This window comes from Edwardsiella anguillarum ET080813, assembly GCF_000264765.2.
In the GTDB taxonomy this organism is placed as follows: domain Bacteria; phylum Pseudomonadota; class Gammaproteobacteria; order Enterobacterales; family Enterobacteriaceae; genus Edwardsiella; species Edwardsiella anguillarum.
Genome location: NZ_CP006664.1, coordinates 519,870 through 534,927 on the forward strand (window position 1 = coordinate 519,870; position 15,058 = coordinate 534,927).

Annotated in this window: 9 protein-coding genes and 4 pseudogenes; 8 read left to right on the top strand and 5 right to left on the bottom strand. The window is 49.4% G+C overall.

Annotated elements, in window-relative coordinates; all coding sequences use genetic code 11:
- Positions 1 to 614 precede the first annotated feature (614 nt).
- The 4 genes from ETEE_RS02395 (at position 615) to ETEE_RS02410 (ending at position 4,531) form a co-directional block, all read left to right on the top strand.
- Entirely contained in the window at positions 615 to 1,292 is a 678-nt protein-coding gene (locus ETEE_RS02395; protein ID WP_034165919.1) for a DUF1345 domain-containing protein, read from the top strand.
- Between the two features lie 150 nt (positions 1,293 to 1,442).
- The gene (locus ETEE_RS02400) at positions 1,443 to 2,150 is read left to right on the top strand and encodes a GntR family transcriptional regulator (RefSeq protein ID WP_034165918.1); all 708 of its coding nucleotides are present in this window, start codon (positions 1,443 to 1,445) and stop codon (positions 2,148 to 2,150) included.
- 10 nt (positions 2,151 to 2,160) lie between these two features.
- Positions 2,161 to 3,132: a sugar phosphate isomerase/epimerase family protein gene (locus ETEE_RS02405; RefSeq protein ID WP_034165917.1), complete on the top strand. Its 972-nt coding sequence runs from the start codon at positions 2,161 to 2,163 to the stop codon at positions 3,130 to 3,132.
- Between the two features lie 124 nt (positions 3,133 to 3,256).
- On the top strand, positions 3,257 to 4,531 hold the full coding sequence (locus tag ETEE_RS02410; RefSeq protein WP_034165916.1) for an MFS transporter: 1,275 nt from the start codon (positions 3,257 to 3,259) through the stop codon (positions 4,529 to 4,531).
- Between the two features lie 51 nt (positions 4,532 to 4,582).
- Here the strand turns inward: ETEE_RS02410 and ETEE_RS02415 are convergent, their stop codons facing one another.
- A complete protein-coding gene (locus ETEE_RS02415; RefSeq protein ID WP_034165915.1) occupies positions 4,583 to 5,257 on the bottom strand; it encodes a DUF3313 domain-containing protein in 675 nt (224 codons plus the stop codon).
- A 492-nt stretch (positions 5,258 to 5,749) separates the two neighbouring features.
- Here ETEE_RS02415 and ETEE_RS02420 point away from each other — a divergent pair, with 492 nt between their 5' ends.
- Complete coding sequence (locus ETEE_RS02420) at positions 5,750 to 6,676, top strand: LysR family transcriptional regulator (protein WP_034165914.1); 927 nt, start codon at positions 5,750 to 5,752, stop codon at positions 6,674 to 6,676.
- A gap of 522 nt (positions 6,677 to 7,198) precedes the next feature.
- Here ETEE_RS02420 and ETEE_RS02425 read toward each other — a convergent pair.
- Positions 7,199 to 7,987 (bottom strand): annotated as a pseudogene (locus ETEE_RS02425) (IS630 family transposase); the annotation flags it as partial.
- A gap of 105 nt (positions 7,988 to 8,092) precedes the next feature.
- Here ETEE_RS02425 and ETEE_RS20960 point away from each other — a divergent pair.
- A pseudogene (locus tag ETEE_RS20960) lies at positions 8,093 to 8,212 on the top strand (VapC toxin family PIN domain ribonuclease); the annotation flags it as partial.
- An 80-nt stretch (positions 8,213 to 8,292) separates the two neighbouring features.
- On the opposite strand, the pseudogene ETEE_RS02435 reads toward ETEE_RS20960, so the two are convergent.
- Both ETEE_RS02435 and ETEE_RS19690 read right to left on the bottom strand, forming a co-directional pair.
- Positions 8,293 to 8,886 (bottom strand): annotated as a pseudogene (locus ETEE_RS02435) (ParB N-terminal domain-containing protein).
- Positions 8,887 to 8,973: 87 nt separating this feature from the next.
- The gene (locus ETEE_RS19690) at positions 8,974 to 10,128 is read right to left on the bottom strand and encodes a phosphoadenosine phosphosulfate reductase (RefSeq protein ID WP_095666538.1); all 1,155 of its coding nucleotides are present in this window, start codon (positions 10,126 to 10,128) and stop codon (positions 8,974 to 8,976) included.
- Between the two features lie 788 nt (positions 10,129 to 10,916).
- Here ETEE_RS19690 and ETEE_RS21760 point away from each other — a divergent pair.
- Positions 10,917 to 11,867 (top strand): annotated as a pseudogene (locus ETEE_RS21760) (RNA-dependent RNA polymerase family protein); the annotation flags it as partial.
- 370 nt (positions 11,868 to 12,237) lie between these two features.
- Positions 12,238 to 13,350 carry an LD-carboxypeptidase gene (locus ETEE_RS02445; protein WP_045424127.1) on the top strand — a complete coding sequence of 371 codons (1,113 nt, stop codon included), beginning with the start codon at positions 12,238 to 12,240 and terminating at the stop codon, positions 13,348 to 13,350.
- Positions 13,351 to 13,900: 550 nt separating this feature from the next.
- Here the strand turns inward: ETEE_RS02445 and ETEE_RS02455 are convergent.
- Entirely contained in the window at positions 13,901 to 15,034 is a 1,134-nt protein-coding gene (locus ETEE_RS02455) for a hypothetical protein (RefSeq protein WP_034171902.1), read from the bottom strand.
- Positions 15,035 to 15,058 lie beyond the last annotated feature (24 nt).

The window sequence follows — 15,058 nt, forward strand, 5'->3', positions numbered from 1 at the left end:
CAACGCCACTCCCAGCGCCGTCCACACGCTATCCTTTACTCCGCTTCAGCTGGAGCGCCTAACCGCTCCCCGTCCCGACTATTCTACTCGCCTCCCGCCAATAATTTATATCGATAGGCGTATGAAAAGTCATTTTTCACACACTACTAACTGTCTAGGGAGATCATCCGCAGCAGAAAAGCTGACCTGATGGAGGCTTCGGACAACGGCTGCTTACCCCCGCAGGGGTGCCGACATTGCGGATACGGCTCAGCATTTGAACCTCCTCAATCCAGACCGGGACTAACTCCTTATTCAACCTGAAAAGCGGGACGATACGGAGCACTGCCTTAACGGCTTCAATGTTAAACACCCTGAGATAACGCTCCCTATCATGAGATCCTCGCGTTAGATCATCTTAATGACGAGGAGATGCCTTTTAAAATCCTTGGTGATTCAATCACATCAAAAAGCATCATCAACATTCATAGCAGTACTGCCGCTACACTAGATTACTCATAAGCATTATTCATATCGTTACAATTTCCTTACAGCCTCAAAACGGCTAAAATGAACAATATTTCCACGATAAATTAAAGAGATGCTCTTCTCTGGCAATCAGGAACAATGTTGGAATGAATCCACGCTTAACCCGCGGCTACCGTAAAATAAGGCACTATCTACATGGGCGGCCGCGCTTTCTCTTTTCCATACTGATGGCCACCGTCATCTACCTCTGCCTTACGCCCTTTTTCTCCCCGGCAATCCGCCTGATGTTTGGCTGGAACGTCTTCGCCTGGCTGTACATCCTCTTTTTGCTGGCCAAAATCGTCAACCGCAGGGCCCACGATATCCGCAAAATCACCCGGCTAGAGGATGAGAGCGCCAAGATGGTGATCTTCTTCGTCGTCATCGGCTGCTGCATCAGCGTGCTGGTGCTGTTTCTGGAGCTGGCCACCGCCGGGCAGATCAGCGGCCACCAAAAGATCCTGCACTTCATCATCACCGGATCTACGCTGCTCTCCTCCTGGCTGCTGCTGCCGATGGGCTTTACTATGCACTACGCCCATGTGTTCTACGCCAACCCCAGGGCAGACGATCCCTGGCTGCTGTTTCCCGACAAGATCCAGGCGCCCTCCTACTGGGACTTTATGTACTTCTCGTTCACCATCGCCGTCGCCTCGCAGACCGCCGACGTCTGCGTCGGATCTCAGGAGATGCGCAAAATTGTCCTGCTGCAGTCGGTGATCTCCTTCGTGTTCAACATGGCCATCCTCGGTCTGTCGATCAACGTCTGCGCCAGCCTGTTCTAAGCCGGCGCTCGGGCGCCGCCGCCGCGGCGCCCCCCGGTGACTTCTGCGAGAAGCCTCACACTTCATCACACTCTCCCGCCGTGTCTATTGTCTGTTCAGACGCGTAACGGTAGTTTATTCAAATCTGGTTTAAACCAAATGGATTACATCATGGAAACCGTTTCTACCGTCGAGCTGGCCAAAGAGCAGCTCAATCAATGGATTGACAATGGCATGATCGGTGCCGGCGGCAAGCTTCCCTCGGAGCGCGAGCTCAGCGAGCTGCTCGGCATCAAGCGGATGACCCTGCGTCAGGCGCTGCTCAATCTGGAGGGCGAATCCAAAATCTTCCGCAAAGATCGCCGCGGTTGGTTTGTCGCCCTGCCGCGCTTTAACTACAACCCCAATGAGGCGACCAGCTATAAGCAGGCCGCCATCGAACAGGGGCGCGTGCCCTCCTGGGGCTACCTGGAAAAGCGGCGGGTGCTGGATGCGCCGCCGCGAATGCAGTCGCTGCTGCAGGCCGACCCGCAGCAAGGGCTGTACCGTATTCGCGGCTGGGGAGCCCTGGACGGCCACAAGGTGTTCTATCACGAAACCTATATCAACCCGCGGGTCGCCCCCGACTTTATCGATCATCTGGGCGAGAGCGCCTTTGCCGACGTATGGAACCAGCACTACCAGCGCCCGACGGTCACCCGCCATCTGGCCTTCAAGCCGACGCGGCTGAACGCCGAGGCCAGCCGCGTCATCGGCGGCAACTGCACGACGCCGGCGATCCAGGTGGAGAAGTTCCGCGCCGATATGCTGCGCAATATCCTGCAGATTGACATCGAATACTGGCGTTTTGAATCCGTAGATTTTTATATCGACCTATAAGGCAATTCCAATGACACCCGAACAGGCTAAAAAAATCGCTGCGCGTGCCGACACGCTACCGCTGTATCTGCACGCCTACGCTTACCACCTGAATATGCGCCTGGAGCGAATCCTTCCCGAGGATCTGCTGGAGATCGCCCACCGACAGGGGCTGCACGGCGTAAAGATTCACGTGCTGGATGGGGAAAGCCGCTCGCTGGCTCACGCCAGCCCCGGGAGGCTGACCCGCTTTGGCGCCGCGGCGCGTCGGCTGGGGCTGGATATTCACATTGAAACCAGCGCCTCAGATCGCGATACCCTGGCGCAGGCGATCGGCATCGCCGAGGGCTGCGGCGCCAGCTCGGTGCGCTTCTACCCACGCTATGAGGGCGCCCTGAGTCAGGTGCTGAGCCAAATTCGCGCCGATATCCAGACGCTGCGCCGGCATCACCGGCACAGCGGACTCAGCTTTACCCTAGAGCAGCATGAGGATCTGAAAAGCCACGAGCTGGCGGCGCTGATCGCCGAAAGCGATTTTCCCGCCCTCACCCTGCTGTTCGACTTTGCCAACATGATCAACGCCAACGAAGAGCCGCTGCCGGCCCTGAGCACGATGGCGCCCCATGTCACCCAGGTGCACATCAAGGACGCGCGGATCACCCGCGAGGCCCGCGGGCTCGGGCACCAGGCCTGTATCTCCGGTCAGGGGGAGATGCCCATGCGCCAGCTGCTGACCGAGCTGATCTGCCTGGGCGAAACGCAGCCGCAGGTCACCGCCTATGGGCTGGAGGAGGAGGTCGACTACTACGCCCCGCCGCTGCGCTTTGCCGACGAGGGCGCGGATCCCTGGATCCCGTGGCGCGCGATGAGCGAAACTCCGCTCCCTCAGCGCGATCTGGCGCAGCGCCTGGCGCAGGAGCAGCAGGATGCGCTGAATCAAATCCACTATGTCCGCACGCTGGTTCAGGATATCAAGCGGGAAGCCTTAAATTTAATTAATTGAGCGCCATTATTATTTTTTAATTTATTCCGCAGCGTCAGCGCGAATTATTCCTTCGGGAGTAAGGATGCCTGTCGACCCTACATAACGCCATGCCATACATTTTTATGTGTGTCGGGGGGACTTTATGCTAACGAAAAGAAAATGGGCTATCTTCAGTCTATTAATGCTGTGCGGTGGCACGATTTATAAACTGCCGTCGTTAAAAGATGCGTTCTATATTCCAATGCAGCAATATTTCCACCTAAGCAACGGTGAGATCGGCAATGCGATGTCGGTGAACTCGATTGTCACCACCATCGGATTTTTTCTCTCGATCTATTTTTCCGACCGCCTGCCGCGCAAATACACCATGTCCTTTTCGCTGATCGCCACCGGCCTGCTCGGCCTGTACCTGAGCACCATGCCGGGCTACTGGGGGATCCTGTTCGTCTGGGCGCTGTTCGGCGTGACCTGCGACATGCTCAACTGGCCGGTGCTGCTCAAGTCCGTCAGTCTGCTGGGCGATAATACCCAACAGGGGCGTCTGTTCGGCTTCTTTGAGACCGGACGCGGCGTGGTCGATACTATCATCGCCTTTTCCGCGCTGGCGATCTTCGCCGGATTCGGCAGCGGCTACCTGGGGTTTAAGGCGGGGATCCTGTTCTACGCCGGCTGCGCCATCGTGATCGGCATCCTGATCCTGTTCGTCCTCCGCTCAGACGGCGATGCGCCCTCTGCCCCCGTCGCTAAGCCCGAGCAGGCCAAACCGGGCATCGGCAGCGTATTGAAGGACAAGACGGTCTGGCTGATCGCCTTCAGCGTCTTCTGCGTCTACGCCGTCTACTGCGGGCTGACCTTCTTTATTCCGTTCCTGAGCACCGTCTATGCCCTGCCTATCGCGCTGGTCGGCGCCTATGGCATCATCAACCAGTATTGCCTAAAAATGGTCGGCGGTCCCATCGGCGGACTGATCGCCGATAAGATTCTCCGCTCACCGAGCCGCTACCTTTTTTACACCTTTATTATCAGTGTACTAACGCTGCTGCTGCTGATCGTGCTGCCCCATGAGAAGATGCCGGTATACCTTGGCATGATGTGTACCCTGGGGTTCGGCGCCATCGTGTTCACCCAGCGCGCCGTCTTCTTCGCCCCTATCGGCGAAGCGCGGATTGACGAGGCGCACACCGGCGCCGCCATGGCGCTGGGCAGCTTTATCGGCTACGCCCCGGCCATGTTCTGCTTTAGCCTGTACGGTCATCTGCTGGATGCCTATCCCGGGCTGCGCGGGTATCAGATCGTGTTTGCCCTGATGGCCTGCTTTGCCTGTCTGGGGATCATGGTCTCCGGTCTGCTGGTCAAGCGTATCCGTACCCAGCGCGCCGCCGCGGCGCAGTCCGCCCCGGCGCCGACCGACGCCTAAAAACGAAGGGCCCGCGCCGCGGGCCCTCCATAGCCACCGCGGCGGAGAGCGTCAGGAGCCAAAGCCGTTATAGGCCCGGATGTCGCTCGCCAGCGCATTCAGGGCCGGCTGCATATCCTGCAGCGTCAGCGGGGTCTGATCGTTGCGCAGCGGATTACCGGCGATCTTACGCACCACCTTCAATACCGGCTTATGGGTCGCCGCATCGATAAACTCCGCCTGCAGATAGATGGCGCTCTCCAGCGTACGGTGCCCCGTCGCGGCCTGCGTCCCGGCGATCAGCAGCGTCACCGGCAACACCTCATAAAACTGCAGCCCCTGCTTCGTCGTGTCGATGGCGGTGATCGCCCCGCGGAAGATCAGCGTCTTACCGGTCGGCCTATCCACCAGCGGGTAGTGGCTGGCCAACGCCGCCTTCACCTTAACGTTGGCGTATGCCAGGATCTGATCCAGCGTGCTCTGGCTGATCTGCGCCGTTGGCTTCGGGCGCGGCGCATAGATCACCGGCTGATAGATCAGGCTGTTAAACTGCTTCATATCCATCCCGGGCGCCCGCCAGTACAGCACCGGCTGGCCCGACGCCGTCGTTCCCCGGGTGACGTTTTCATAGGGGGTAAAATAATTGCCGTACTGGTCCTTCTCCGGCACCTTGGATGCGCAGCCGGCCAACAGCAGCAGCGCCGGCAGCATGACACAGCCAATGACCTTACTATTCAATCGTTTCATATTCTACCGATCCTTAAATAACACCTGAGTTGCCCGTTCGATGCCGCAATACGCGCGAAGAAGCAGCGCGGTAATAAGACGCAGCGGTGCCGCCAGCCTGCCGCAATAACAGGCTGTATCCCCTCTTGTTTATTCTCTTTACCATCAGACACGTTATTTTCCGGCGGGGAGTCGGAACGCCCGCCGGCCTCGCTCGCGCCCCAGACGGACGTCAGAGGCCCCCTCCCTAATTCCACCGCCGACGCGGCGGAATAATAACAGCGTAGCACACGCCAGACGCCGCGGTGGCCCACGGATAGATGCGCGCGACGCCGCTGAGAAACCGTTCGGATAATACCTTGATGACATTAAAAAAACCCCCGCCAGGGGGCGGGGAAAAGTCATGCAGCGGTTATCTTTCGCCGCCATCATAATCTGCCCGCCAGAGGCCATCATCTGGTATTTTTGCTAAACATAGATATCATTTTTGATATACCCCTGTAGGACCACTCTATGAAAGATTATAAGTTTGATGAACTGCGCATCGCCCTGGCAATCGCCGGCCAGGGCAGCGTCACCCGGGCGGCACAGCTGCTGCATATGCCGCAGCCCAACGTGTCGCGCGCCCTGGGCAGCCTAGAGCGCCGCCTGGGGCTGGCGCTGTTTGTCCGCCATCGGCAGGGGCTGGTCCCCAGCGAATTCGGCCAGCGCTTCCTGGCCCAGGCCGAGCTCATGCTGGAGCAGCATCGCGCCCTGCAGAGCTTCTCCGACAGCTACAAGCGCAGCCTGCAGGGCGGCGTGACGCTTGGCGCGCCCATCGCTATCCACGCGCTGCTGGCCCACCATCTGCTCCCCGCACTGCAGCGCGACATGCCCGGTCTGATCCTCGATCTGCGCACCCGGAACCCCAGCGCCACCGAGCGTCAGTACGGCGCCATCTTCGACAGCGACTGCGATCTGCTGATCAGCCCCTTTCAGCCGCAGAACGAAAGCCTGATCGCTCGCCCGCTGGTCAACTTTCGCATAGGGATCTTCGCCGCGCCGGCGTATCTGGCCCGTCGTCCGCTGACGCTGGACCAGGCCGCCGATCTGGAGGGACACGCCTGCATCACCCTCAGCATGCTCGGCGGGCAGCGCAACCGCTGGCACTTTCCCGACGCGCAGGGCCATCTCCAGCAGAGCGAGGTCAGCGGCGTCTGCATCTGCGACAATCTACTGCCGGCGATCGAGCTGGCCCGCCAGGGGATCGGGCTGCTCTATGCGCCCTTCTACGCGGTGGCCGCCGACCTGCAGGCGGGTACCCTGCGCGCCTGTCTCGCCCACGCCGACGGCCTATCGATGAACAGCTACCTGATTTACCGCCAGCGCAGCACTCTGCCGCACCGGGTACAGGCGGTGATGGAAGCCATCGCCGACCAGCTGCCCCGCCTCCTGCCCTGACGCGCCGCGCCTGCGGCCATGCGCTGCGAGGGAGCGCGCCGGCCTCCCGCGGGGTCGATGCCGTACGGCGCCGGCGCCGCACGGATATCCTTCTCGATGATTGACCCGCGCCGGTGGCAGATTCAACCAGTGGCGCCTGGAGGTTTACCGATCCAATTGGTGGTGTATGGCGCTATGGGAGCATCCGAGCAAGAATTTAAGGTTTTGCGCTATAACTGGCTCGAGTGAACCAGCAGCAGCTTTTATTATCAAAACTCATGCAGATAGAAATGATCAAGAACATTAGATAGTTACAACACCATCCTATTAATATCAATATGTTGATGTGGTTTTCTCAAAAACCCTCGTTTTTATAGCGCCAGTTGTTGGCACTTATATCAGCGACTCGGTCATTACTAAAACAGTAAGTTTCTATGCAAATGCTCCCGTTGGTCCATGATTGCTCCCAATAGTTAAATATTCCCGTCCAATATTACGACCACTTCGATCTCAGACATCGAAAACTGCATACGCTGTTTAGCGGTAACTATCCACGATGAGCGTTATCGTTTTTGCCCGCCGGTACATCGCTTTAAGATGCTTTAACAAGCTGACAAATAAGGCTGAGCTTTTGCGGTTACCGCCCACATAGCTGACTTTGCCCGTACCGCAGTGCAGCGCTCCGGCCAGATAGTATTTTTCATTCTGCCCTGGTGTTACCACGCATTTTTGTTGTCCGCGTACCTGCCACTCCGCACCGATTTTGGGATTAAGATAGATATCCACTTCCCCCTCATAAAAGACGGGATTCTCTGCGCTGCATCCGCCCAGCGCTTTATGGATTGCCGCTATCTTTTCATCCTTATGCGGGGCGCGGATACCCAGGGTTGGTGCTGCCCTGCGCCATACCAGAGCCGCAGAGGGCAACCAGCGGCGAACGGTTCCGGCATGTCACTGGCATCCGGTTATCTCGTTGATTTTTTATTGCCAGAAGTTCTGTACTCCAGCGTGAACGCTGGTAGCCAAAATCGCCGGGAGAGTGTTTTACCAGCTCGCGTAACAGCGAGCAGATATGCTCGGACGGCCAACGGCGGGAACACCCTGCGGGTAATGATTTCAGTCCTTCAATACCCAACAGCGTGAACCAGTTAATCCAGCGTCCCACCGATGAGCGGGCGCAGCAGAGCGTTCTGGCAACGTTGCTGACGCGGTCGCCCCGATGCAGCATCAGCATGGCGGTCAGCCTGCGGCATGGTTTTTGTCACGCGTTTTATGGATAGTTTTCTGCATCAGGCATCGTTCAGTTCGGGGAATGGGTGCTATGATCGACATCGCACAGTCCGGTTGGTGATTTTGATTGGTTTGGCGATTGATCGGATCGCACAATCCGGGCTGAGTTCCCTCAAAGTGATCTACTATTCCGCGCAGCTATTTAGCCCGAACAACACGGCGAGCGCCGGACACGCCATCGCTGCTGGAGCGATTTTGGTGACGAATAATAAACGGGAGTTTGAAGAAGTGCCAGGCCTATTACTGGAAGACTGGGTAAACTTATGATGATTAATGACGCTGAATATACCTTGAATGGACAAAATCAAAAAGCATGGAATATATAACCCATGCTTTTTACAGGATAACTACTTAACTGTCCATGCTTCGCTAAATTTATCTTCAGCAAAGATCTCTGTGATTCCATTTATTTGTTTAAGCCGCAGCACCTCATCCCTATCCATTCCGAGATTAAAGCTAATTTTCTCATCATCCAAACCCAACAAATATAACTCTTTAACTACATTTGACATCAATGCAATTTGATGTTGACCTCTAGCTCTATTATGCCTAATAGTTGATATAATTCTAAACACTCTATCAGCATTTTCTTGTTTTATTATTGCTATAGGTATGTAATCTTTAAATCGATTGTTTCAGCCATTTAATTTTGAATTAATCTTATAGCGATGATAGCCATCAACTATATTGAACTCACTATTTTCTTTATATACAATTATTGGCTACGTAAAGCCATCTATATTCAATGATTCTTTTAATACATTGTTTTCTACTGATGCCATATTATTTGGATTGTAATCATTTTCATCAATTAACTTATCTTTTACCCATAGTACAAAATCAATAGGCTCAGATGAAAACGGGCTTTCATTATGAAAAGTTTTTCGTATTAAATTTAATGCAGCCATTTTTTCATCAAGTGAAATATCCTGAGAAAAAATATTTTATACTAGCAATAATTTTATTAACGTCAATCATAGCATCTTCCATTTTAGTCGTTTCTTTTGTCTTCTATTAATATGTTTATATTATGATTTATTAGACTTAGGGCTAAACGAAAGCATCTTACACCAATAATCATTTTTTATTATAACTTTACAAATTCGTCTCCATGATGGTATATCTTTAATATCCAGATCTTTGTCTTGCAAGTCTGGAATATTTATAGGATATTCCCGCTCTTTATGCCATTTCAAATAGATAGATATTTTACAACGATAATGTTCAGCAGTTGCTGGAGGCATGTTGTCAAGCAAGAATAAAGCATACTCTCGCCAAGATAAAGTGTTTGGCTTATTTATTTTCCTTAATGCATAAAAATCCCCACTTTGATTACCATATATAGCACCACTGTGCGCACCAGAAACTCTATTACATACTAGACGCCAAGTATCAGGCTCTAGAATATAATATAACCATAACCCCTTACGTTGTTCTGGACCAAATGGTTCACATATACGCATTGAGTTTATTGGAACACCTGCTTGATACATCAGATTATATAACTCATTATATGGCAGTTTTGTTTTCCTATGGTAGACCCATATATCTTTTGCTTTCCAATCGTATAGCGGATATCCAGTATAATAGAACCCCTCTAGAGATGCCGTTGTCCAAGGTTTATCATCGGCATATCTTAACTTCCGATTTGATACTAGCCCCATATATCGATTCAGTGACTCATCAGTTCTAACACCCGTTAAAGTTATTAAAGAATTATGCCCTGCGAGCCAATTGGAAAATTTAGAAACAAACTCCTCAAATGTCATACCATATTTATAAAAAGGGAAATAATCATGTCCTGTAATAGAGAAAGACGGTGGAGTTCTAACCCACGAAGTATCTGACTCCCAGCATATCCATTCTGGTTGAAACTGAGATACACCGTTTACTGTTTTGAGAGGTAGAGCTACCCAATAGACATCGAGTATAACATCCATATATAATTCAAGCATTCTTTTAATATGATTTATTGTATAGTTAAACTGCACCTCCCAATCTATAAATAACACACTGAATTTCTTTTTTTTCTTTCTAGCTACATACCCTGCCAAATGAAATAGCACAGTGGAGTCTTTCCCACCTGAAAATGACACACAAACACTAGAAAAATTATCAAAAGCCCAGTCAATTCTATCTGTTGCTGCAAATAGAACATTTTCATTTATATTAATTTTAGTCATATATATATCCATATAAACCGACTATTAATTCATTTGATATCATGCTAACAGATTAGTTGCAATTTATTTTTCAAGATTATAATCCTGAGTGTATTTATTTTCACAGAATTACAATCCATGCACATCAGAAAAATCATAGATAAATATAAAATAACTTATTTTTGTTAGCATACTATCCTTTATTTTAATCAACTACTGACTAACTTGATTTAGATAAAGCACTCAAAAGCTCACATCAAAAACCACTCATAAATAGTTACAAGGATTGTATATCAATATATTTATGCATCATTCCCATTTTTAAATTATAGAATATTAATTAATAGATAGTACTATATTTAAATCAAAATTTATTTTTAACAATGGTTAATATTATTGAGCTCACGCGAAGTTTTGTTGAATAGATCAGTTTTGGCATAAATATCAATACAAACTGAATTTATCCCTACTATGTAAAAATAAAGAGGTCTCCTAATTATGATTACACAGAAACGTCAACTTGCATCTATCTCTTCAGTTGATCATCTTTGCTCTATCTTCCTGACGGCAACTTTAGCCCTCGAACTGTACGATATGGGCACCATATAGTAGACGATAACAGAATGGTTACCGTTAACGTTCCATTATATCCAAACGTGCCGGAGCGCTGCGTAAACGACAGATGATTAGTCAAACCAGGCTACCTGATTCATAACATCGTGCGACAAACAGGAAGTACAAATTGGTCTTTTCTTTGCTAAACAGCAGGTAACCGGTCTCATCAACAACGAATAGCCGAGTGGTCTGGACGCCGTGTCCAGCACGCGATCCGCACGGCGAAATACAACTCACAGATGGTGAAGAAACCCGAGGACGCGAGGTTATTTAAGGTGACCTGTCCAACGACTTCGACACCGTACACCATCAACTACTGATGCCAGTTGCCCATCGTAGGATCAGTGATGCACGTTGCATAACCTTGCTGTGGGAAACCATCAAGGCGGGACATAGCGATGCCGCTATCTTTCGGGCGCCAGTGAAGGTGCTCCGTAGGGTGGCATACTGCCGGAATGCCGATGACTTTATACTTATGTCAAAGGCATCAAAGCACAGACGAAAGTTATCAGGGAAGAATGCTGGGGTGTGCTCGAAGGCAGCGCTCAAGCTAAACATGGGCAAGACAAGGATCACCCATGTTAATTATGGCTTTATATTTTTTGGTCATCGGCTCATCCGTAAACGAAGTCGTTACGGCAACATGTGGATGGTCACGACGATCCCGAGGGACACAGCCTAGAAATTTCGCGGCATCACTGGCGGCGCTATTATCGGGCGATTACAGTGGAAGCAAAGTCGATATGGTTGAGCAACTCAACCAGAAATTGAAAGGCTGAGCAGTATTTTACCAGTTCGTTAATTTTAAGATCAAAGTGTTCAATTATATCGATCGTATTATGTTCTGAAAACCAGCTGACTGACTGGCCCGTAAATACCTAATAGGTATTGCATCTCTGCTACCTCGATGATGCAAGGCTCCGAAATCTGGACAGAGAAAGAGATGGGTTTTATTTGGCTGCACCAATAACGGTAAGCTCAGCGGTAAAATATTATATAGAATGGTCAGGCAAGGCAAGGCAAGGCAAGGCAAGAGGATGTTTCCCTAGCGATTGCCCTAAGGTAACTCTTATCTAAGGACTGAAACCAGAAACACATATAAATCGCGCTTTCCTGAAGTGGCAATAGCGTTCACTAGCATTTAACTGGTACGAATACTGTTGTTTAATTATATTGAATGTGATTACAATCGCTAACGCCGCTATAGTGCATGAGAACTAAGCCTGGACCAATTTCGAAAACATAACCTCGCTTTGCATCCAGCACACTTTTCATGAGTAGGTTCAAAGCTCGATTTTTTAGCAACGTCACAGTTAACACTATCTTCCTGAATAGCCATCTATTATTAAATTTAATTAAACTAAAAAATAAGCAACTTTGCACTAGCACAATCATAGTTGCACATTTAGTCAACAACACTTATGATGCAGGAGATTTTAAGTGGAAAAAGTACAGGTCAAAGTAATATATATCAATATGGCTGAATAAAAGTTAACCTTATCATTAAGGAAGTCTATGATTAAGATAAAAGAAAAAATATCAAAAGAAATCACACCCCTCATCCTTTTGCTTTTCCTGTCTGGATGTGCGAGCACCTCACTGACCACTGTGAAAAAAACGGTTTCCCCGCTAGAAGCGTATGAGCGAAAAGACTGTTCCAGTCAAAAGGGAACGGTATTCCTGATTTCAAGTTCATCGCAATATGATGAAAACATCATTCCTGAGATTGAGACAGCATTTTCTCGCCAGTGTTACTCTGTTGACAAACGATATCTCAACCAGAAGCCTAACAGGTTGGGTTACGTCAACACTGATGAAAAACGGGCGCAGACTCTCATTAACGCTCTCAGTGACAACAATGTACAATACCTCTGGTTTGTTAGAGGAGGTTCGGGGGCACTCAACCTATACCCAGCTCTGCATGCAAACCGGCTTCGAATTTCAACATCCACACCCAAAATCATCATCGGATTCAGCGACGTAACAGCTATTCATAGCTTTATTAATCATGATCTGAAGTGGCCAAGCGTGCACGGGGTGCTGGCATCTTATAATAAAGAAATGCATGAGATTGATAAAAGTAAGAAAATCAGCATGAACAGTAGCCTAAATGAAGTTTTTGATACACTATCTCATGGAATTAATTATACAGGTATCGAGCCGATGAATAGTCAGGCTGTAAAAATAGTAAGCGGTAAACTAGATGGTGGGAACCTGACTCTAGTGCAGTCCTTGTTTTCCACTATTTATGAGGGCAACTATTCCGATAAAATAGTGATCCTAGAAGATACTGGAGTAACGGCGAAACAACTTGACCGCACCTTGCATCAGATAGAGTTCAGCAAGAAACTCCATCCACGCGCCATTATTTTTGGGCAGTTTTACGGGCAAAATGCATCCGACGAAGAAAAATATCTTTACCGATATGTGATAAAACAGTTCGCTGATCGAGTTAACTATCCTGTTTATTACTATCCAGAATTTGGGCATGGTGAAACTAACCAACCATTTATTTTAAATCACCAAGCCAATATTTTATGCAGCAGCGCATACCAGCTGTGCAGCCTGACCCAAACGCCTGTAAAAGCGGCGACACATATCGGCTATTTACATTTACCACAAATCTAAATTGGCATATAAGCCTAAAAGGCAACAAATCAGCTTTATGGCGATATAGCTAGCCATTGATAGGATACTCCACTTCAGAGCAAGCCGTTTAGGATATAGTGGCCATTTTTACATCGGTAAGTATCTATGGTCACTTTGGCATAATATATCGTAATCCTCTTATAGATCAGGAAAAATATTGATAAAGCGATCTGTACAAGCATGTCTACGGGGAATATTTTCTGCACAATTTCAATCCTTTCTAGCAATAAGTACGGTAGATTTCTTATTGTTAACAAGCCGATCTTCCTGTCACAGCTGAATATGAATACGTGGATAAAAACAATCCTGTTAGGTGATGCATCCAATTAGTAGAATTTGGTGTGGTTTCTATCTATCCCATAGGCTCACGGGATATCTCATGCTACTTAACTCACTATACAATCCATGCAACTCATAACAGCAAGGGCCAGATAAGTAAATTTTCGTCATTTCCTATCCTTAAATCTGAAAAAAACTTATGCACTAAAATAATCATGTTGCTTTAAGAAATAAGAGTATTGATTATTAATCACAGCAGAGGCAACTCAGCAATGAGTGTCACTCTATCACGATAGACCCCATTGGTTAAGCTGGATTTGTCTTGATTAAATTGAAATGTCAAGTTTAACGGGAGTTGATTTACATTATTTAAACTGGCTATCTCGATGGGCGCCGTGCTGGCCGCATCCTTATTTAAGGGATACTGCCGTGTCCCATGGTTCAATACTGCCTGATAAGCTATCCTTCTGCCATCAGCATTACCCAGGGAGAACTGATTATCAGAGCGCAGGCTAAAGCGTATCCGGCCAAAGTTAGGATCGAATAACCCCTGTAAAATCAGCGGCGTGGAGGCGTAGCCTACCACCTGATCCTGGGTATAGCTCGTGTTGAATGCCACATTGGTTGAGGGCACGGATAGCCCGCTAAAATAGGGCAGCTTGCGTATCGAGACGGTGGTGGTGGTATTTAGATCTTTAATTCTGCCAGTATCGATATTATTCATGTGCTCCAGATTTAAACTGACGCTACCGTTATAAACATCAGGCGGCAGCGATTGCCAGGCAACGCTAGCTGTCAGGGTATCGATATCCAGCCATACCACTCTGGCATCCCCAAAGGTAAACACAGGACGAATATCGCTACTTCTATAAATATCAGAAAAGGTCCTTGCACTACAGTCCGCCGTAAAATCATGACTGCCCGGGTCAATAATAACAAATTTACCGGAGCCCTGTGTTTGGTTTGTATCCCGCGGCTGGATATTGGCACACCCATTATTCTCAGAGGTATGTCCTATGGTAAAGGATTGTACATAAGAGTCTTGTCGGTAGATCGTCCTGCCCAGCTTGGCCCGCAGGGTTATCGACCTGCCGTAGCGCGCCCCGGTCAGGGTGACGCTGAACAGGCTGGTTCTGCGCACCAAGTTGCTTTGGGTTGAGCCGAGATCCGACAGAACAAACCCCGATAACTCAGGGTAATTATCCTTAACTTGCAGCACACCGTCGCTCAGGATCTCTGGAGAGTCTCCAGAGTCAATCCGTATCTCCTGATTATTATAAATAGTGAGATTCACCCCGATAGCGTGGCTCTTTGCCATCAACGACAGCGCTAAAACGCCATACATCAGATAACGCAGCAGCCTTTCCCCTATTATGCAATACATACTTCCTCCTGATATAACATCACA

Excerpts from the sequence above, each read along its gene's own strand:
- ETEE_RS02395 (WP_034165919.1), top strand. The coding sequence starts at position 615 with ATGAATCCACGCTTAACCCGCGGCTACCGTAAAATAAGGCACTATCTA.
- ETEE_RS02400 (WP_034165918.1), top strand. The coding sequence starts at position 1,443 with ATGGAAACCGTTTCTACCGTCGAGCTGGCCAAAGAGCAGCTCAATCAA.
- ETEE_RS02405 (WP_034165917.1), top strand. The coding sequence starts at position 2,161 with ATGACACCCGAACAGGCTAAAAAAATCGCTGCGCGTGCCGACACGCTA.
- ETEE_RS02410 (WP_034165916.1), top strand. The coding sequence starts at position 3,257 with ATGCTAACGAAAAGAAAATGGGCTATCTTCAGTCTATTAATGCTGTGC.
- ETEE_RS02415 (WP_034165915.1), bottom strand. The coding sequence starts at position 5,257 with ATGAAACGATTGAATAGTAAGGTCATTGGCTGTGTCATGCTGCCGGCG.
- ETEE_RS02420 (WP_034165914.1), top strand. The coding sequence starts at position 5,750 with ATGAAAGATTATAAGTTTGATGAACTGCGCATCGCCCTGGCAATCGCC.
- ETEE_RS19690 (WP_095666538.1), bottom strand. The coding sequence starts at position 10,128 with ATGACTAAAATTAATATAAATGAAAATGTTCTATTTGCAGCAACAGAT.
- ETEE_RS02445 (WP_045424127.1), top strand. The coding sequence starts at position 12,238 with ATGATTAAGATAAAAGAAAAAATATCAAAAGAAATCACACCCCTCATC.
- ETEE_RS02455 (WP_034171902.1), bottom strand. The coding sequence starts at position 15,034 with ATGTATTGCATAATAGGGGAAAGGCTGCTGCGTTATCTGATGTATGGC.